The 19,121-nt window shown below is 41.7% G+C and carries 18 protein-coding genes and 1 pseudogene; 14 read left to right on the forward strand and 5 right to left on the reverse strand.

Translation table 11 applies throughout. The annotated features are described in order from the left end of the window. The first annotated feature begins 19 nt into the window (after nt 1–19). The 3 genes from GJU41_RS04390 to GJU41_RS04400 all read left to right on the forward strand — a co-directional run bounded on the left by GJU41_RS04390 (nt 20) and on the right by GJU41_RS04400 (nt 4,111). Nucleotides 20–685, forward strand: a complete 666-nt coding sequence (locus tag GJU41_RS04390) for a response regulator transcription factor (RefSeq protein WP_070876998.1) — start codon at nt 20–22, stop codon at nt 683–685. Further along, a complete protein-coding gene (locus tag GJU41_RS04395) occupies nt 682–2,046 on the forward strand; it encodes a HAMP domain-containing sensor histidine kinase (RefSeq protein WP_154318084.1) in 1,365 nt (454 codons plus the stop codon). The genes GJU41_RS04390 and GJU41_RS04395 overlap by 4 nt, the downstream gene beginning before the upstream one ends. Nucleotides 2,047–3,385: 1,339 nt before the next feature. Then, nucleotides 3,386–4,111 (forward strand): Bax inhibitor-1/YccA family protein, encoded by a 726-nt coding sequence (locus GJU41_RS04400; RefSeq protein WP_070879409.1) that lies wholly within the window; start codon nt 3,386–3,388, stop codon nt 4,109–4,111. 35 nt (nt 4,112–4,146) lie between these two features. On the opposite strand, the gene GJU41_RS04405 is transcribed toward GJU41_RS04400, so the two are convergent. Then, nucleotides 4,147–5,478 (reverse strand): DUF4179 domain-containing protein, encoded by a 1,332-nt coding sequence (locus GJU41_RS04405; protein ID WP_070879410.1) that lies wholly within the window; start codon nt 5,476–5,478, stop codon nt 4,147–4,149. After that, nucleotides 5,471–5,989: a sigma-70 family RNA polymerase sigma factor gene (locus GJU41_RS04410; RefSeq protein WP_224771362.1), complete on the reverse strand. Its 519-nt coding sequence runs from the start codon at nt 5,987–5,989 to the stop codon at nt 5,471–5,473. The genes GJU41_RS04405 and GJU41_RS04410 overlap by 8 nt, the downstream gene beginning before the upstream one ends. A 417-nt stretch (nt 5,990–6,406) precedes the next feature. Between GJU41_RS04410 and GJU41_RS04415 the strand changes: the two genes are divergently transcribed. From GJU41_RS04415 to GJU41_RS04445, 7 genes are all read left to right on the forward strand, one after another. Next, nucleotides 6,407–7,498 carry a Gfo/Idh/MocA family protein gene (locus GJU41_RS04415; RefSeq protein WP_070879412.1) on the forward strand — a complete coding sequence of 364 codons (1,092 nt, stop codon included), beginning with the start codon at nt 6,407–6,409 and terminating at the stop codon, nt 7,496–7,498. A 52-nt stretch (nt 7,499–7,550) separates the two neighbouring features. After that, entirely contained in the window at nt 7,551–8,576 is a 1,026-nt protein-coding gene (locus tag GJU41_RS04420) for a Gfo/Idh/MocA family protein (RefSeq protein ID WP_070879413.1), read from the forward strand. Between the two features lie 12 nt (nt 8,577–8,588). Continuing rightward, nucleotides 8,589–9,347: a sugar phosphate isomerase/epimerase family protein gene (locus GJU41_RS04425; RefSeq protein WP_070879414.1), complete on the forward strand. Its 759-nt coding sequence runs from the start codon at nt 8,589–8,591 to the stop codon at nt 9,345–9,347. A 15-nt stretch (nt 9,348–9,362) separates the two neighbouring features. Next, nucleotides 9,363–10,331, forward strand: coding sequence for a sugar phosphate isomerase/epimerase family protein (locus GJU41_RS04430; RefSeq protein ID WP_070879415.1), 969 nt, complete (start codon nt 9,363–9,365; stop codon nt 10,329–10,331). A gap of 177 nt (nt 10,332–10,508) precedes the next feature. Continuing rightward, a complete protein-coding gene (locus tag GJU41_RS04435) occupies nt 10,509–11,513 on the forward strand; it encodes a LacI family DNA-binding transcriptional regulator (RefSeq protein ID WP_070879416.1) in 1,005 nt (334 codons plus the stop codon). Between the two features lie 136 nt (nt 11,514–11,649). Continuing rightward, nucleotides 11,650–11,982 (forward strand): AbrB/MazE/SpoVT family DNA-binding domain-containing protein, encoded by a 333-nt coding sequence (locus GJU41_RS04440; RefSeq protein ID WP_070879417.1) that lies wholly within the window; start codon nt 11,650–11,652, stop codon nt 11,980–11,982. Between the two features lie 48 nt (nt 11,983–12,030). Next, complete coding sequence (locus GJU41_RS04445) at nt 12,031–12,432, forward strand: hypothetical protein (protein ID WP_083328381.1); 402 nt, start codon at nt 12,031–12,033, stop codon at nt 12,430–12,432. A 347-nt stretch (nt 12,433–12,779) separates the two neighbouring features. Here GJU41_RS04445 and GJU41_RS04450 read toward each other — a convergent pair whose 3' ends face one another. Both GJU41_RS04450 and GJU41_RS04455 read right to left on the reverse strand, forming a co-directional pair. Next, nucleotides 12,780–12,956: an aspartyl-phosphate phosphatase Spo0E family protein gene (locus GJU41_RS04450; RefSeq protein WP_224771257.1), complete on the reverse strand. Its 177-nt coding sequence runs from the start codon at nt 12,954–12,956 to the stop codon at nt 12,780–12,782. 105 nt (nt 12,957–13,061) lie between these two features. After that, a complete protein-coding gene (locus tag GJU41_RS04455) occupies nt 13,062–13,502 on the reverse strand; it encodes a MarR family winged helix-turn-helix transcriptional regulator (protein ID WP_070879418.1) in 441 nt (146 codons plus the stop codon). Between the two features lie 117 nt (nt 13,503–13,619). Here GJU41_RS04455 and GJU41_RS04460 point away from each other — a divergent pair, with 117 nt between their 5' ends. Next, on the forward strand, nt 13,620–14,033 hold the full coding sequence (locus GJU41_RS04460) for an organic hydroperoxide resistance protein (RefSeq protein ID WP_070879419.1): 414 nt from the start codon (nt 13,620–13,622) through the stop codon (nt 14,031–14,033). A 46-nt stretch (nt 14,034–14,079) separates the two neighbouring features. On the opposite strand, the pseudogene GJU41_RS04465 reads toward GJU41_RS04460, so the two are convergent. Beyond that, nucleotides 14,080–15,183, reverse strand: a pseudogene (locus GJU41_RS04465) (S8 family peptidase). Between the two features lie 301 nt (nt 15,184–15,484). Here GJU41_RS04465 and GJU41_RS04470 point away from each other — a divergent pair. From GJU41_RS04470 to GJU41_RS04480, 3 genes are all read left to right on the forward strand, one after another. After that, a complete protein-coding gene (locus GJU41_RS04470) occupies nt 15,485–16,738 on the forward strand; it encodes a helix-turn-helix transcriptional regulator (protein WP_070879420.1) in 1,254 nt (417 codons plus the stop codon). A 20-nt stretch (nt 16,739–16,758) separates the two neighbouring features. After that, a complete protein-coding gene (locus GJU41_RS04475) occupies nt 16,759–16,914 on the forward strand; it encodes a hypothetical protein (protein WP_154318085.1) in 156 nt (51 codons plus the stop codon). A 355-nt stretch (nt 16,915–17,269) separates the two neighbouring features. After that, nucleotides 17,270–18,997, forward strand: coding sequence for a methyl-accepting chemotaxis protein (locus GJU41_RS04480; RefSeq protein ID WP_070879421.1), 1,728 nt, complete (start codon nt 17,270–17,272; stop codon nt 18,995–18,997). Nucleotides 18,998–19,121 lie beyond the last annotated feature (124 nt).

Genomic DNA, 19,121 nt, shown 5'->3' on the forward strand with positions numbered 1-19,121 from the left:
GATGAGGAGATGAAATCAAGTGAATATTTTATACATAGAAGATGATCTCGAAATCGGCAGCTGGGTGAAAGATGAGCTGCTGCAAAAAGGGTATTCCGTTGAGTGGCTGACTTCAGGACTGTCATTGAAAGAGGATAAAAGGGCTGATTTGCTTATTCTTGATGTCATGCTACCTGGGCTTGATGGTTTTTCTTTAGGAAGAAGATTTAAAAAGAAAAACCCGGATACCCCAATCCTGATGCTGTCTGCCAGAACATCCATCGATGATAAGCTTGAGGGGCTTGAGTTCGCAGATGATTATCTGACGAAGCCGTTTCATCCTGAGGAGCTTGTTAAAAGGGTTGAGGTGCAGTTGAGAAGGTATCAAAAGCATACATCAGGAAAAATGATGCTCAAACACCTGGAAATTGATCAGGCGAACCGCTCTATTGTGAATGCCGACACGGGCGATGAAATAATCTTAAGAGGAAAGCAATATCATATTTTCACCTGCTTCCTGCAGCATCTCAATCAAATCCTGACGAAAGAACAGCTGTTTGAGCATGTATGGGGAGAGCCATTTTTAGATGGTGACAAGACACTAATGGTCCATATTCGCTATTTGCGCGAAAAAATCGAGAAGAATCCTTCTGAGCCTGAGATCATTGAAACGGTCAGGGGAGTCGGCTACAGGGTGAGAGGATGAACTGGAACAAATCGCTGCAGTTCAAATACCTTTCTATCATTCTTGCAGCTGTTCTTTTTATTCCCGTTTCTTTTGCCCTGGCATCCACGATTGTTTATATACCGGGGGTTTTTCTGCAGCTGGGAAAAGAAACGGAACATCCTTTTGACGGCTACAATGAACTTACAGAGATGTGGCACATAGAAGCGAGAAAGCTTAACGGAGCAGGTGATCAAGAAATTGCGGACAAACTGGAAGCTTTGCATGAAAAATATCCGGGCTCTCAGCTTTTTTGGGTCGATAAAGAAGGGAAAACCAGAGATCTTTTTTCTTATAAGGATGAACTTCCGCAAATATGGACGCCAAATTATACGATTTCCTTTATGAAAAACAGCTTTGATGCGGATCCTTTTACGGTGGTCGCTTTTATCGGAGAGGATCAAGATAATGGATTCATGGTCATCCGAGTGGAACGGCTGATGCTCGAGCCGCAGGTTCAAAGGCTGGGAGATGGATATGATGCCGTTTATTTTGCTGTGCTTGCTGCGATGATGATCCTGTTCTTTTTCCTGTCATGGCTGTTTTTCAAAAAACTTCATAAGCGGATTCTTCGTTTAAAAGAGGCGATGCAGAAAAAAGACGACTCAGGGCTCCCGCTCCCTATAGCTTTATCAAATAAGGATGAAATCGGAGAGCTTGAAGAAAGTTTTAATCACATGATTAAAGAACTGGAAGAAAGCAGAGAGCGCGAGATGAAGGAAGAGAAAATCCGCAAAGTTTTAATGGCAAGCCTCTCTCATGATTTGAGAACGCCGCTGACTACCATGCGTGCGCATCTTTTTAATGTTAAAAAAGAGACTGAAACAGCAGCCGGCCTGCAGGCTGCCCAAGCTATTGATGAAAAAATTGATTTTATCAGCTCGCTGATTGATAATCTCTTTTCTTATACGCTTCTTTCAACAGGAAAGTATCATTTTCATCCGCAAGAAATCAATCTCAGCCGGTTTGTCAGAAAAAAGGCTGCGGAGTGGTATCCTGTCTTTGAAGAACATAAATTCGAGGCAGAAATCGAGTTTGAGTCCGATGAAATCCACTGGATTGCAGATCCTGAATGGCTTGAGCGAATCCTTGATAATTTGCTGCAGAATATCATTCGCCATGCAGATCAGGGCAAGTATGTCGGCATTGCTGTTTTCGAAACGGCAGCCGGACAGCAAATTCAAATCCGCGACAGGGGACCTGGCTTTCAGCAGGACAGCGGGAATAAAGGTGCCGGCATCGGACTGACAATCGCCCAGATGATGACAAGGAAAATGGATCTCGCATTCAGAATAGATTCAGATAGCAGCGGAACGGTTGCCTACATCGTAAAAGAAAAATGAGCGCCTGAATTTCAGGCTTTTTTTTATAGTATTAGAATTTATATGTTTTGCGCTTCGTTGTCCAGCGCAAGCGCCCAACTCCTCGGCCAGAAAGAATCTGCCAAAAAAAGTCGAGACCCGGACTTTTCTGCCGGATACTTATCTGCCTGTCGGAGCGGGCCTTGGCGCTTGCTCTTTTGTTCTAGTATCAGAATTTATATCTGTTATGCTTCAATGGCAGGTGGAAACGCCGGAATCGTACCCCGCTAAACCGAATAACGGTATGGGAGGGTAAGGAAGCGCCGGAATCGTACCCCGCTAAACCGAATAACGGTATTTGAGGGTAAGGAAGCGCCGGAATCGTACCCCGCTAAACCGAATAACGGTATGGGAGGGTAAGGAAACGCCGGAATCGTACCCCGCTAAACTGAATAACGGTATTGGAGGGTAAGGAAGCGCCGGAATCGTACCCCGCTAAACTGAATAACGGTATTGGAGGGTAAGGAAGCACCCGAATCGTACCCCGTTAAACCGAATAACGGTATTGGAGGGTAAGGAAGCGCCCGAATCGTACCCTGCTAAACCGAGTAACGGTATTGGAGGGTAAGAATGCCACGGATAACCTCTTCAAAAAATGAAAGCAGAGAATACTTCCCGTTTCCCGCTCCAGGGCAGCGATCATATTTCACCATCCAGATTCCTAAACCTGTTTTAACATAAAAAGGTGGGACCAGGACTTTTCCGTGGGATTCTTATCAGCCTATAGGATTTGACCAAGGCGCTTGCGCTTATCTTGTTATGGGTGCACCTCCAAAAATGAACAAAATGCAAGTCATGCGAAATGAGCACCTCAAAAAACGAACAAAATAATCAGGTCTATACAAAATGAGCACCTCAAAAAACGAACAAAATAATCAGGTCTATACAAAATGAGCACCTCAAAAAACGAACAAAATAATCAGGTCCATACAAAATGAGCACCTCAAATAAAGAACAAAATGCAGGTCATATAAAATGATCACCTCAAAAAAAGAACAAAATGATCAGGTCCATACAAAATGAGCACAAGAGGTGATCAAAATGATCAAGAAAAGTGACAAAATGAGCACCTGCATAGAAAGATTATATATAAAGAATAGATAAAGAGATTTAAAGAGAATTTAAAGAGAATTTAAAAAAAATGAAAAAAGATTCATTCTTCTGCTACTCATTCTTCATTTCTCTTTATAATGTCAGTGAAGAAGATTTTCATATCCTGCGAAGAAATAAGATATACTGAAACTAGCAAACTATTTTGGTCATGAAACTTTTTGGCCGATTGAACGTAATACATTCATACCCAAAGAGAGGAAGATAACGCTTGAGAACTTCAAATCCAGCTTTAAAAGCTTTTACAAAACGGGAAGGATCATACGCAAGCAAGCCGATGACGCTTATGGGAGCAATTAATAAATCATTTCTGCTGCTGTTTATTTTGATTACTGCTGCAGGTGCAGCCTGGTATTACAGTGCACAGGGCCAGGATGTGACGGCCATTATGATCGGCGGGGCGATTGGCGGATTCATCGTTGCGCTGATTGTCAGCTTTGTTCCAAAGACAGCTCCAGTTTTGGCGCCTGTATACGCTGTGCTTGAAGGGATGTTTGTTGGAGGAATTTCAGCTTATTATGCATCGCTCTATGAAGGAATCGTGATGCAGGCTGTGCTTCTTACGGCAAGTGTTTTCCTTGCTTTGCTGCTGGCCTACCGTTCAAGATTAATCAAAGTAACACGCAATTTCAGATTAGGGGTTATTGCTGCTACCGGCGGAATCATGATTATGTATTTGCTGTCATTCGTGCTCGGATTTTTTGGAGTTACGGTTCCATTTTTGCACGATGCTTCTCCGGTCGGCATTCTGATTTCTGTTGCAATCGTGATTGTAGCAGCACTGAATCTTGTTTTGGACTTCGACTTTATTGAGAATGGATCGAAAGCAGGTCTTCCGAAGCATATGGAATGGTATGCAGGATTTGCTCTTCTGGTCACATTAGTTTGGCTTTATCTTGAGATTTTGCGTTTGCTTGCGAAATTGCGCAGGAACTAATAACAAATGCCCGCTGAGTGTCAGCGGGCATTTTCTCATTTGATTCGAATTCTTGTCTTTTCTTCTATAAAACCAGGATAGTCGACAAACTTCATAGAAAGCGGGCCCTTCGTTATTTTGCTGCGGTCAAACTGGATGGCGAATCGCTTTTCACCTGTATCAGGAGATGGACCTTCGCCTGAAGAACTACCAGATAAATTGACGCCATTAGCATCGGTTATCTCATTCATAAACATGCTTGAAGCTTCTTTCTCCTCATAATAGGTAAATGAAATTTCATTCTTCAATACTTCAATTTTACTGAATATTTCATCTTGTGGTCTCTTCAGCACCGTATTAGTTACTGGGTCAACGATTACAACTAAATCCGATTTTTTAACTGCACGGATTTTACTGAATTCAAGATAAAGTTCCTTTGGCTGTTCAAAATAATTGCTTTCTAGATAAATCATATCTTCTGAAGCACTGATTTCTCTTCCAACAAGTCCATTATGATAAATCGTCCATGGCTCTCCTTTTTCATCGACAAGCCTGAGATCCTCAAATGCAAAGAGTTCCATTGTATTGTTTTTATCGTATTGAACTTGGAGTGTTGCAGAAAGAGGAGTGATCTCGGCTTTTTTAAATGTGATTTTCTGTTTTTGGACCGTAACGGTCTGATTAATATTGATCACTTTCATTTTTTCTTCGACCAGATCCTGATTCAGGTGAAAGGAGAATTGAAACACAGCTGCCTCTGTGCGAGAAAGGGGCCTCTTAGTGTGAACCTCCAATTTGAGCTGGAAATCTTCTTTATTCATAGGCTCCGCAAAATCATATTCCATTGACCAGTCCGAACTTTTATTTTTTTCTAAATCCTCATCTATATGACCTGAAGTGAAAGAAGCATTTTGATTTAAATCTGCAGCGCCTGAATGTAATTCAATGTTTTTAATTTTTACTTTTGCCTTTTCAGACTGATTATGAACGGTATAAAAAATCTTCAATTTCCTCTGATCTATAATCGCGGAATCAATCGTAATTTTAATGCTGCTATGTTCATCGGATACCCCAATTTCCTGTGCAAAGTTATTCTCGACAGCCGACATCAGGCCTTTGTTGAAGCGGATGATTTCAACCATTTTTTCCATGCCGGGGATTGAACTGACATAGGTAGCAAAAGCAGGAGAAACTCTGATTAGCGTGATAAAAACAAAGATGAAAATGGCTGCAGCAAGCGATGCCCATTTAATCGAAGGCCGCTTTTTTTTCCGTTTCGCTTTTTGAAAGCCTGTCATGATGGCATCATCAAGACTGTCATGGGGGACTTTGATCTGATCTGTCTTTTTCTTTAATCTTGTTAACTCGCTTTCTTCTCTTTCAAACATGAAAATTCCCTCCCTCGTCAAGATGCTGCCGCAATAAAGCGAGTGCTTTAGTAATCCAGGTTTTCACTGTGCTCTCAGGGCAGTTCAGCTGCTGGGCAATGTCCTTGATTTTAAGATCGTGAATGTATTTCATCATGATTACATTTTGGTATTTTTCATCCAACTGCAGCAGGGCCTCTTCAATTTCCAGATGAACAAAGGAATCAGTGCCTGAACGAGAGGCAGCCAGTTCCTGATTAATCTGGATTCTTTTATTTCTCTTCATTTGATCATGACAATAATTCAGCATAATTCGGATCAGATAGGTGGTGAAGAAAGAAGACTCTTTCACTTTATGAAGCGATTTATATGCACGAAAGGTGACTTCCTGTACGGCTTCAAGTGCATCCGTTTCATTTCTTAAATACATAAATGCCGTCCGGTAAAGCTGTTCCTTATGCTGCTTCATTAAAAGCAGGTAGGCTCCGTCATCACCTTTGATCGCTTTTTCCGCGAGTGTGGGGTCTGTCAAAATGGATTCCTCCTTATTGTTCTGCAGATCTTGTTTGCGTTCTGGGGTTTCCCCGATTAAAAAGTAAATCAGGCTGGCTAAATGAATGGTTAAATCGGCTGAAAATAGCTATATAAAACTTCCACTCTCGCTAATAAAACCGCATTTTCGCTAAATCCTTTGCTGCATCTATTCATTAGACTGAGATCTTCGAAAAAAGTTTTAAATTAACAGTAGTTTTTTCAGAATACATGAAAAATAAATTTATAGAAGAATATTTTCAAATTTTTATTTTATTAAAAGCGCTTTCATGTTAGAATGAATTTGTCGAAACGTTTCACATTGAATTCCGCTTATTAAATAAAGGAATTATTACATATATTTTAAATTGATGTGAAACGTTTCAAATTATAATCGGAAATAACTCGGAGGTGGACAATGAGTACGATTGTTCGAGTTGGAATTATCGGGTGCGGAGGAATTGCGACCGGAAAGCATATGCCTGCTCTCGCACGGCTGAAGAATGTACAGATGGTGGCTTTCTTTGATCTCGTTGAAGAAAGAGCGATTGAAGCGAAAATGCAATATGGATCAGAAATGGCCGAGCATTACACAGACTTTAGAGATTTGCTTGCAAATCCTGGAGTGGATGTTGTACATGTATGTACGCCGAATGATTCACATTCAGACATTTCAATTGCAGCTTTGGAGGCAGGGAAGCATGTGATGTGCGAAAAGCCAATGGCAACTTCTGCTGCTGAAGCACGAAAAATGCTTGAGACGGCAAAGCGTACAGGCAAAAAATTATCGGTTGCCTACCAGAATCGCTACCGGGCAGACAGCCTGCATTTAAAAACGCTTTGTGAAGAAGGCGAGCTTGGTGATATCTATTTTGCAAAAGCTCATGCCATCAGAAGACGTGCAGTACCGACGTGGGGCGTGTTTTTGGATAAAGAAAAGCAGGGCGGAGGTCCATTAATCGACATCGGCACTCATGCACTTGATCTGACGTTATGGATGATGAATAATTATGAGCCAAAAATGGTTGTCGGAACAGCTTTTCATAAACTTGGCACAAAAGAAAACGCTGCAAACCTCTGGGGCCCTTGGGATCCTGAACAATTCAAAGTTGAAGATTCCGCATTCGCCTATATTACGATGCAAAACGGAGCAACCATCTTCCTTGAGTCAAGCTGGGCACTGAATTCCGTGAATGTCGGGGAAAGCAAATGCACCCTGATGGGAACAGAAGGCGGAGCTGATATGGATAATGGCCTGCGCATCAATGGAGAGAGGCACGGCAAGCTTTATACGACGATGGTGGACTTGGATGAATCAGGTGCATCCGTTGTTGACGGCAAGCTTGAAAGCGAAGCAGATATTGAAGCAAGACTATGGATTGAATCCATTATTGAAGATAAAGATCCAATTGTAAAACCTGAACAAGCCCTTATCGTAACTGAAATTTTGGAAGCGATTTATAAATCGTCCGAAACAGGCGAACCTGTTTATTTTGAAAGAAAAGAATAGAATTTAGATCTAGGAATCGATTTCATAACCTAACCCTCAGGAGGAAATAATCATGAAAACTTTAAAAATCGGCGTTATCGGATGCGGAAGCATTTCAAAGCACAGACATTTGCCTGAATGGGCTGGAAACAAATTTGCTGAAATCGCTGCTGTCTGCGATATTAACGAAGACCGTGCAAAACTTACAGCACAGCAATACAATGCAAAAGCATTCACAGACTACAGAGAGCTTCTTGCCCTTGAAGAGATCGACGCTGTAAGCGTTTGTACTCCAAATGCCCTTCATGCGCCAATTTCAATTGATGCGCTTAATGCAGGCAAGCATGTTCTTTGTGAAAAGCCAATGGCTACTTCAAAAGAAGAAGCAGAAGCAATGATCGCAGCTGCAAAAGAAAACAGCCGCAAGCTTATGATTGGCCACAACCAGCGTTTTGTGCCTTCTCATGAAAAAGCTAGAGAACTGATTAAAAACGGAGAAATCGGCAAAGTATTCTCTTTCCGTACGGCATTTGGCCACGGCGGTCCTGAAGGCTGGAGTGCAGACGGACGCGAAAGCTGGTTCTTCAAGAAAGAAGACGCTTTTATCGGTGCAATGGGAGACCTTGGTGTTCATAAAGCGGACTTAATGCGCTACATCCTTGGCGAAGAAGTAACAGAAGTGGCAGCATTCGTTGATACAGTTGCTAAAGAAGGCGCAGATGTTGATGATAATGCAGTATGTGTTTTAAAAACAGAAAGCGGCATTATGGGATCTCTTGCAGCGAGCTGGTCTTACAGCAAAGAAGATAATGCAACAGTAATCTACGGTGAAAAAGGCGTTCTACGTTTAGAAGATCATCCAGAATTCTCTTTAATTGCTCAATATACTACGGGTGAAGTAGTAAACTATGAATTAGGCAAAATTCAATCAAACGATGAAGGCGGACAAACATCTTCAAAAGTCATCGATAAATTTGTAGACAGCATCATCGGCAACACGGAGCCTGCTGTTTCCGGAGAAGAAGGCTACAAATCTCTTAAAATCGTTCTTGGCGCTTTAGAGTCAAACGAAACCAAAACAATCGTTAAACTTTCATAAGGGGGAGAAATCATGACGAAAAAAGGACTTCAGCTCTATACAATCAGAACGCTGCTCGAAAAGGATTTTCTCGGCACTTTGAAAAAAGTGGCGGATCTCGGGTATGAAGGGGTACAGTTTGCAGGCTATTATGACACGCCTGCCGATCGTCTGAATACAGCATTAAAAGAGTATGGACTGAAGGCAGCGGGGAGTCATGTGCCTTATGACCAAATCACGGGGGATGGGCTTAAACAAGTGATTTCTTACAATCAAGAAATCGAAAACGACCTGATTATCATGCCTTATTTGACGGAAGAGCAAAGAACAGGTCTTGATGATTACAAGCGCATTGCAGAAGAGTTGAACAAAGCGGGTGAAATCATTAAGCAGGAAGGCTTGCAGCTTGCATATCATAATCATGATTTCGAATTTCATCAATTTGGAGGGCAGACACCTTTTGATGTTCTGCTGACTGAGACGGACGCAAAGCTTGTAAAATTCGAGCTTGACTGCTATTGGGTTTCCTTTGCAGGACTTGATCCTTTGGCTCTTATCAAAGAGCAGCGCGAGCGTGTTGTTACCCTTCATATTAAAGATATGAAAGAAACAAATGGCGAGAAGCAGAGCACGGTCATCGGCACTGGACAGCTTGACATGAAATCATTGCTTACTCTTGGAAAAGAGCTTGAGCTGCCATGGTTTATCGTTGAACAGGAGCACTTTGAAGGCGATTTGATGGACGCAGTTGCGCTCAATTCGAAAAAAATGGACGAGCTATTAAAAGCATAGAAAGGAAGATACCGGATGAAACTTGGAGTATTTACTGTTTTATTTTCAGATAAAAACCTCGATGAAATGTTAGATTACGTGAAAGCATCAGGTGTTGAAGCTGTTGAGATTGGAACAGGCTGCTATCCTGGAAATGCACATTGTTCTTTAGAAGAACTTCTAGGCAATAAAGAAAAGCAAAATGAGTATTTGGAAAAAGTCACTTCACGCGGACTGACAATCAGCGCGTTCAGCTGTCACGGCAATCCGATTTCACCGGATGCTGCATTTGCTGCTGAATCTCATGAAACATTGGTTAACACGATTAAACTTGCGAATGAAATGAACGTTCCTGTTGTCAACTGTTTCTCAGGAACAGCAGGCGATCATGAAGACGCAAAATATCCAAACTGGCCGGTAGCACCTTGGCCGAACGAATACAATGACGTTTTAAAATGGCAGTGGGAGCAAAAATTAATTCCTTACTGGAAGGAAGTCGGCGAGCTTGCACAAAGTCAAAACGTGAAAATCGGTTTAGAGCTTCACGGTGGCTTCCTTGTTCATACTCCTTATACTTTGCTGAAACTAAGAGAAGAAACATGTGATGCGATCGGTGCAAACCTTGACCCAAGTCACTTATGGTGGCAGGGCATTGACCCTGTAGGCGCCATTAAAATTCTTGGCAAAGCAGGAGCGATTCATCATTTCCACGCAAAAGACACATACCTTGATCAGGACAACATCAACATGTATGGCTTGACAGACATGCAGCCTTACGGCGAAATTCAGTCAAGAGCATGGAACTTCCGTTCTGTCGGCTGCGGACACAGCATGCAGGAATGGTCTGATATGATCAGCGCACTTAGAACATACGGTTATGACTATGTTGTGAGCATTGAGCATGAAGATCCGATCATGTCGATTGAAGAAGGCTTCCAGCGTGCGGTCACAAACCTGAAAAGCGTATTAATTAAAGAACAGCCGACGAATATGTGGTGGGCTTAAGCAGTATTCTAAGGTTAAATGGTTAAATCGGTTCTATTTCGCATTCAATCCGGCCATTACGTGCCGGTTTGAATGGCGATAGACCGTTTCCTCAACCCTCCAAATCCCCGGGAAAATCCCCGTTAAAGTCATCTCAGGCAACCAGATAGAAGCAATGAAAGTAAGGTGGAGAATCGTATGGCCACAATCAAAGATGTTGCAAAATTGGCAGGGGTAGCTGTATCAACAGCATCCTATGCGTTAAATCATAATTCAAGAGTGAATGCAGAAACCGCAAAACGTGTTTTAGAAGCTGCAAAAACGTTAAACTACCAAAAAAACGGGATTGCAAGAGACCTAAAACGAAGCAAAACCGAAACGATCGGGATTATCGTTCAGGATCTTTCCGGACCTTTTTATTCTGAATTGATGCGCGGTGTTCAGGATACGCTGCTTACACACCAATATGGCCTTATCGCCTGCAGTTCTATCGGAGGCAATGTGACAACAGCTTCAAAGTTTTTGCAGGAACGCCGTGTAGATGGCGTCATTATTTTAGCTGAAAGCCTTCCGGATGAACTGATTCTTCAATCGGTCAGAGAGGATTTTCCAATCATCGTCCTTGACCGGAAGCTTGACAGCGATTCGATCATCCATGTGCTTGTTGATAATTTTTCTGGAGGTTATCAGGCAACACAGCATTTAATTGACCTTGGCCACAAGGACCTCGCATATATTGGGGGACCTTCCCATAATCGTGATAACCAGCTTCGGTTTGAAGGGTATAAACAGGCCCTTAAAGACTCATGCATCACCCTGCATCCAAGCTGGATCCTTCAGGGACAATATACGAGGGAAGGCGGCTATTCTGCTGCCAAAATCCTCATGATGCAGGGAAATGCACCATCCGCCGTCTTTTGTGCAAATGATGAAATGGCTGTGGGTGCATTAAAAGCATTTAAAGAATCCGGTCTGCATATTCCAGAAGACTTATCCATCATCGGTTTTGATGATATTGAAATTTCCCAATATATCTCGCCGCCGCTCTCGACGGTCAAGCAATCGAATTATGAAATTGGGTCTCTAGCAGCTCATCTTATCTACCAGGCTTTAAATGAGGGGATTGAAGGGAAAGATTACATTCTGCCGACAGAGCTTGTCCTTAGAAAATCCACCAGCGCTGCTAAAAAAATGGAGGCTTGAAAGCAATCAGGATCTCTGATTGTTTTTTAGTGCTGACCTGGCTGCAATATAGCAGCAGGTCAGTGCGTGAAACAAGGAAATTACCGTTATTCATGTTATAATAGAAGGTATCATTAGAAGGAATGGAGTGATATCGATGAAAACAGGTCCATTTTTCGTGAAAATCTGGTCAAATGGTCAAGTGATGATTCCTTCCTACATTCGAAAAAAACTAAACATACAGACAGGTGAACGGGTCGTCGTTCAGACAGATGGAAAAACCATCGATTTAATCATGGATGATAACAACGCCTTTGAAAATGAAACAACTTTAAGCAGCAAGGGAACGATAACTATACCGAGTGAGATTCGAAATATATGTGAAATTGATGTGGGAGAAAAACTGAAGATAGAATGGAATGAACAGGGGCAAAAAGTGACCTTTGTTCCTCCAGATGAAATGACAGGTTCAACTAAACTATCAAGCTGATCAGCCTGCCGGTTCAGGGCCGGTTTCAGTTTGTACGGGGGTAAATAAGTGAGAAACATACATAAGGTTCTAATCCTCTGTCTTCTTGCCCTGTTCCTGTCTGCATGCAAGGATGAAGACGAGGGCCGTGACCGGAGACTTGTTGTGGTTGAAGATATGCTTGAAGCCATTCTGGATGAAGATAAAAGAGATATGAGAGACATCTATTTAGAAGGAGCCTATCATTCCCCGCTAGAGCTGATCTCGCTGAAAAAGAAGTGGAAGATAGACAATCTGGAACTCGAAGATTTTGAAATCAAAGAAGAAAGCTTTTATGTATTCCGCGCCTATTATGATCAGAATGATCAAAAGGAGACCAAGGCCATTGCTTTTCGAGTGAGGGAAACAGATGAAGATGAACTGATCGTTGATTATGTGGATCAGGTGGTTGAAGAAAAAAAGAATCGGTAAAAAGGGATTGTCCAATAAGTCTCTAAAATGAAGCAGGCAGGAAAACAAATGTTATTTCCTGTCTGCTTTTTTCTGTAGGCTCTATTCGTAAACTTTGTTGTTTTAGACTACATGTTAAAAATCTTGAGTGGATTGGAGCTGAAGGAACTTGACTCCTGCGGGAAATAGAGCGAAATGTGAGACCCCGCAGAAAGCAAGTTCCTGTAGCGGAAAGGAACGGACTACATTTATAATCAAAAACAATAATTACGCGGACAGCCTTTTAAGGTGAAAGAATAAATTTCTGCCCATTTATATTCACAGCGGATCTTCGTTTCATAGCCTGAGCTCCCGCTTTTTTAAACTGGCTAGTTCAATACTTGATTCTTTCGTTCCATCCATTTCGATGGTTCTATCTGCATGCCGATATTCAAAATGCGGTCAAGCTGCTGGCTTGCTTTTAGGGTAGTCACGGAACTAAGTCCGTCTCTTTTGGCGCTTTCAAACATTTCCTGCCGATATTTCTCAATTAGAACATCTACCATATTCAAGAGAATCACCTCGCATTTCATGCAAAATATCCGTGAATAGTTTATATATCGTCACTTTTTACCTGTTTTAAACACCTGTTGTTTTTTAAAGAAAAATAATTATAAAGAAGTCAGTTTTTTAAGCAGACTTCGAAATTCGTGATTCAGCCTCTCGAAATCTTCCCGCGAAAGACCGCTTGAATTCAGCATGTATTCAGGGACACGGTACGCTTCTTCTTTCAGGTTTTGGCCCTTTGCCGTTAAACTGATTTCTACTTTGCGCTCATCTGCTTTTGAACGAATGCGCTCAACTAAACCGGCTTCTTCGAGTCTTTTTAGAAGAGGGGTGAGTGTGCCTGAATCTAATAAGAGCTCCTTGCCTAAATCCTTCACGCTCATTTTTTCATGCTCCCACAAAACAAGCATGACCAAATATTGAGGGTATGTCAGCTCAAGCTCCTGCAAAATGGGTCTGTACATTTTTGTCATCTCCCTGGAACACGCGTAAATGGAAAAACAAAGCTGATGTTCCAGGCTGAGTGGATGTTTATCTGATGGCATTGGTTCATTGCTCCCGACATTTATTGATTGACAAACACAGTATACCGTTGTTATATTAGTTTTGCAAAAACAAATTGTGCACAATTTAATCTTATAAAACGAAATGGAGATAATAGCATGCAAAAACTATACACAGCAACTGCAACTGCCACAGGCGGAAGAGAAGGAAGAGTCCAAACGAAAGACAAAGAGCTTGACCTTGCCATTGATATGCCAAAAGCACTTGGCGGAAGAGGCGGAGAGGGAACGAATCCTGAACAATTATTTGCAGCAGGATATTCCGCTTGCTTTGACAGTGCCTTAAATCTCGTAGCAAGAACCGAGCGCGAAAAAATCGGCCAAACATCTGTTACATCACATGTATCGATCGGGAAGGACGATTCTGGTTTCGGCTTATCTGTTATTTTAGAAGTTCACATTCCAGACATATCAAAAGAACGAGCGGAAGAGCTTGTACAGAAAGCTCATGGTGTTTGTCCTTATTCAAAAGCAACAAAAGGAAATATCGAGGTTGAATTAAAAGTTGTCTAATACCTGAAAAAGAGCTCATGTCCAAAAGGACTGAGCTCTTTTTTCTTTATTGGATCGCAGCCTGCACATTGATAAGTCCTGCACCATAGTAAAATGGATCACCAAGTCGAACTGCTGTATTTTTCAAGCGGTTCCGCACTTCGATATTTGACATGTTCGGGTATTTAGAAAGAATTAATGCGGCTGCACCTGCTACATGCGGCGATGCCATCGACGTTCCGTTAAAAGAGGCATATTTATTGCCTGGAACCGTGCTCAAAATGCTGACACCCGGAGCCATAACCTCAAGCTCTGAGCCGACACTTGAAAAAGATGCCCGGCTGTTCGCGGAGTCGACTGCACCTACTGCAATAACGGAACTGTATTTGGCCGGATAGCCGATTGTGTTTCGTTTGCCTTTTGTGCCGCTATTTCCAGCAGCGGCAACAACAACAACGCCCTTATGATAAGCTTGATCGACAGCCTGCTGCAGAGCAGTTGATCCCCGCTGCCGCCAAGACTCATATTAATGACATCCATTCCATTGTCAACCGCCCACTCAATGCCTTGAGCAATTCCGCTGTAAGTGCCGCTTCCTGTAGAATCAAGAACTTTTACAGCATAAAGTGAGACATCCGGAGCAGCGCCCAAAACACCTGTTGAATTATTCAATGCAGCGACAGTCCCGGCTACGTGAGTTCCATGGCTGTCATCATCTATAAACGGATTCGGTTCAGAGGAAATAAAGCTTGCGCCTCCTGCCACATTCAAATCTTCATGAGAGGCATCAATTCCTGTATCAAGAACAGCAACTTTTACGCCGCTTCCTTTAACTCCCGAAGATTGAACAGCATCTGCTTTTATTTGGGGAATTCGCTTGTGCTTCAAAATCTTCCTCAATAAAAGTGACATTCGGATTTTTTTGAAGAGCAGCAGCAGCCTGATCAGGCAGAGAAGCGAGGACAACATTCATATATTTATATTGATGCTTGACCTTGCCGCCGGCACCATAGATTATGTTTGCCTTACCTTTAGAATCTTTGACAGATGCCTTAATCCCTATTAAATAATCTTTCTTAGCTGAAATAGCGTCAGCAGCCTGTGCAGAAAAAATCATGGAGAAAAATAGAATAAAAGCAAACAAAATACTCAGAGCCTTCCACTTTTTCATGAATAAACCCCCTTAAATAGTATAGAATAATCATAGAGTCTAAAAAAGTTTGACTATTCTATCAATTATGCTACCATTTTAATAGGTTCATTTGTATTGGGAAAGGTGGGGCTATTTTCAGGAATAATAGGGATAAATAGGAGGGATGTTTCCTGGAATTTTTGCATATTGGGAAATATGGGTCTTTATTTTATGTATTATTCAGAAAAATTGAGTCTATTTTCCCAATACGAATGCAAAAGGATTCGGCATAATAAAGAGAGAACTAAACATACAGATTAGTATAGATGAGGTGCTGAATATGGAAATCGGAAGTCGAATAAGGTTCTATCGCATACAGCAGAATAAGACGCAGGAGGAACTTTCACGAGGCATCATTTCCACTTCTTACTTATCGAAAATCGAAAACAATCAGACGACCGCAAGTATTGAGGTCCTTGATTACTTATGCAACAGGCTTGAGATCAACCTCATTGAAGAAGAAGAAATCCCTCTGATGAAATCCTTATTTGACTGGTATCACGATATCGTTCACCGCAAGCACGATCATCTGAAAAAAAGGTACATTGACCTGCAGAAAGAAATCCAATCATCAAGTGACACAACAGCCATGATTTACTTTGTACTGTTTGAATTCAGGTATTTGCTGACTGAAAGAGAGTTTGCAGAAGCGGATGCATTGCTTGAAAAAATCAATTTGTACAAAGATATCTTCGAAGAAAAGATGACCTATTATTACGAGAAATTTGTCGGCCTTCATCACTATCTTCAAAGTAAATATTCTTCGGCCCTCATGCACCTTAAAGGAGCGGAGCGTTTTTTAACGAAGCACCTGCCGTTTGAGAAGTGGGAGGAAGCAGATCTCTATTATTCGATTGCCCTGACTCTGAGTCAATTAAGAAAAGCGGCACTGGTCATCCAGTACACTCACTTTGCTTTAAATATATATCAATCAAGATATGATCTAATGAGATGTGCGGAGTGTCAGATCTTGCTTGGAATTAATTATTTGCGGTGCGAGGAGCATACCCGCTCAGAAGAAAGCTACTTGCTGGCAAGGAAAATTGCTGAGCAGCTGAATGATAAAAGTCTGCTTGGAATGATCTATCACAATATGGGGTATCTCAGTTCAATCACCAGAAAATATGAACAGGCAATTGATCGCTACAATGAAGCTCTGCAATTTAAAGATAAGAATGAATCATTAAGCACGATTTTTTCGATTCTGTATGCCTATTATCAATTAGAAAATAAAGAAGAGGCTGAGAAATGGATAGTAGAGGGCAAAACCATATTAGAAAATAACCCTAATCAGGAATATCACTATCATTTTAAAATCTATGAATATTTACTGCAGGATAATCTCACTTCTGAATTTGAATATTTTATGATGGAAGTCGTTATCCCATATTTTATAGAGCACGAAAAACAGCAGTATATCATCGAGTATTCAGAGCTTATGGCATCCTATTTCGAAGATCGCCACAAATACAAATCAGCCGTTCAATATTACCAAATCGTATGCAGCGCTTTGAAACGAGCATATGCAAACTAAATAACAAGGGAGAGCTTGTCATGAAAAAAATAGTTATGGGCATCACCGCTGGCGTTTTTTCATTAGCATTTGCAGCAGGAGTTGGATTATTTTCTGAGCCGGATCATCCGAAGATTGTATCAGAGCCGGATCACCCGAAAATCGTTTCTGAACCAGACCATCCGAAAATTGTATAAATATTTTAGAGAGACGGCGCATATGCGCTGTTTTTTTGTTGTTAGGCGCTTCCGCTTTTGTTCCTTGCAGAAAAATAGCATCGCAGCTTTTGGCGGGGTTCCAAATTAATTCATGGGATTTCGGTAATAATTCGCAGGGTTTCCAAAATAATTCGTGTGCTTTCGGAAATAATTCGAGTGTTTTCCAATTGCCTGTTCAGCCGGGTTAAAGAAATTGATTTCGCTTTTCTTATTCTCTCTCTTAATATTCTGTCAAAATAGCCGATGAACAAGATATGAGCCTTATTTCATAGGAGAAATGGAACTGAAGTGAGGAATATTGTCTATAGTTCAGAAAAGAGGGGGCACCTAAAAGATGAAACGGTTAAATAAAAGGAACCCGAGAGAAAAAAAGAGTTTTGCATCATTTACGTTAAAAGGGAAGCTGCTTGGCAGTTTTTCGGTTATTATTGTGCTCAGTCTTTTGATGGCGGCGTTTAATATTATTGGTTTCAGCATGGTTAACAGCCAAACAAAGCAGATTGTGCAGGAGGATATGCAGTCGCTTCTCGCAGAAGGAAAGCTCAGAGATAATATTACGCAGCGCGTGTCTCTTATTAGAGCGTATTTTATTTATGGAAAAGATGAATATAAAGATCAATATTATGAGCTGACTGAAGAAAGTCAGGCCCTGCAGAAAAAACTTCTTGCCCAAAGAGATAACCTGAAAAGCCGTGAGTTAATGGAAAAAAGTGCTGAATGGGAAGAAATCGTGGAAGAAGAAGTCATTAAAAGTTTTGATTCCGGAATGAGAGTAACGGCGAACCAGACGCTCCGCGGGGATGTGCAAAATCTTGCCGATGAACTGACAGATGGGTTTGATTCTCTCGCCAGTGAGCGAGAAAAGGCCATTATCGAGGATGGAGATGCAATCATTAATCAAGGCCGGTTTATTAATATTCTTGGGATTGTGTTTTCAGTTGTGATTGTCGCAATCGGTGTCTTCCTGGCCATCCGGATTTCTAATGCGCTCACAAAACCGATTTTAGCAATCGTCAGCCGAATGAAGGCGATCTCGAATGGTCAGCTGAATCATGCGCCTCTTGTATCCGATTCACGCGATGAAATTGGCGACCTCATCCATTCTGTAAATGAAATGAATCAGCAGCTGAATGGCATTGTGAAAGATATTTCAGGAGCTTCTTTGTCTGTTGCAGAGCAGAGTGAACAGCTTCAAACTTCATCAAAAGAGCTAAAGGCAGGCAGCGAGCAAATTGCCTCAACCATGCAGGAGCTGTCTTCAGGTGCAGAAACACAGGCAAACTCAGCGTCCGATCTTGCTGAAACAATGGGCGGGCTGATGAATTCGATATACATCGCCAACCAAAATGGCCAGGCTGTCGCAAAGGCTTCTGCCGAAGTGCTGAATCAATCACAAACAGGCTATTCATTAATGAGCGAGTCTGTCAGTCAAATGAACCGCATTAATGATCTAATGGAAAATACCGTGCTGAAAGTGAAGCGTCTTGATGAGCAATCAGGACAGATTTCCACTTTAGTAGACGTCATTCAAAGCATCGCAGACCAAACCAATCTCCTGGCTCTGAATGCAGCAATCGAAGCTGCACGTGCCGGAGAACATGGGAGAGGATTCGCAGTTGTGGCAGATGAAGTCCGCAAGCTTGCTGAACAAGTATCAAGGTCGATTGTTAATATTAATAAAATTGTGGGCAATGTCAGAAAAGAAACGGAAGAAGTAGCTGAAAACCTTGGACTCGGATATAAGCAAATTGTAAAAGGGGCAAAATCCATTCATCAAACAGGGGAAAGCTTTTCTGAAATCAAAGCTTTTATTGAAGATATGTCAACTAGAATTGTCACCATTCAGACGGATTTAAATCAGATCATGAAAAACAGTCAAGTAATGAATGAATCCATATCAAGCATTGCATCCGTATCGGAAGAAGCAGCTGCAGGAATAGAACAAACAGCTGCATCCGCAGAACAGTCCAGCCAGTCCATGGAAGAAATCTCAAGCAACGCAGATTCCTTATCAGACTTGTCCGGAAAACTGAGCAAACTCGTTAATCGGTTTCAATTTTAGACATTTCGGGTTGAATACATTCGAGTATGATGCCACTATGTTTTATGCTTGATTATTATTAACCTTTACCTAAAAAGCTCAGAGCATAAAGACTCTGAGCTTTTTGTGCATCATTGATATGAAT

Source organism: Metabacillus idriensis (assembly GCF_009674765.1).
In the GTDB taxonomy this organism is placed as follows: Bacteria; Bacillota; Bacilli; order Bacillales; family Bacillaceae; genus Bacillus_P; species Bacillus_P idriensis.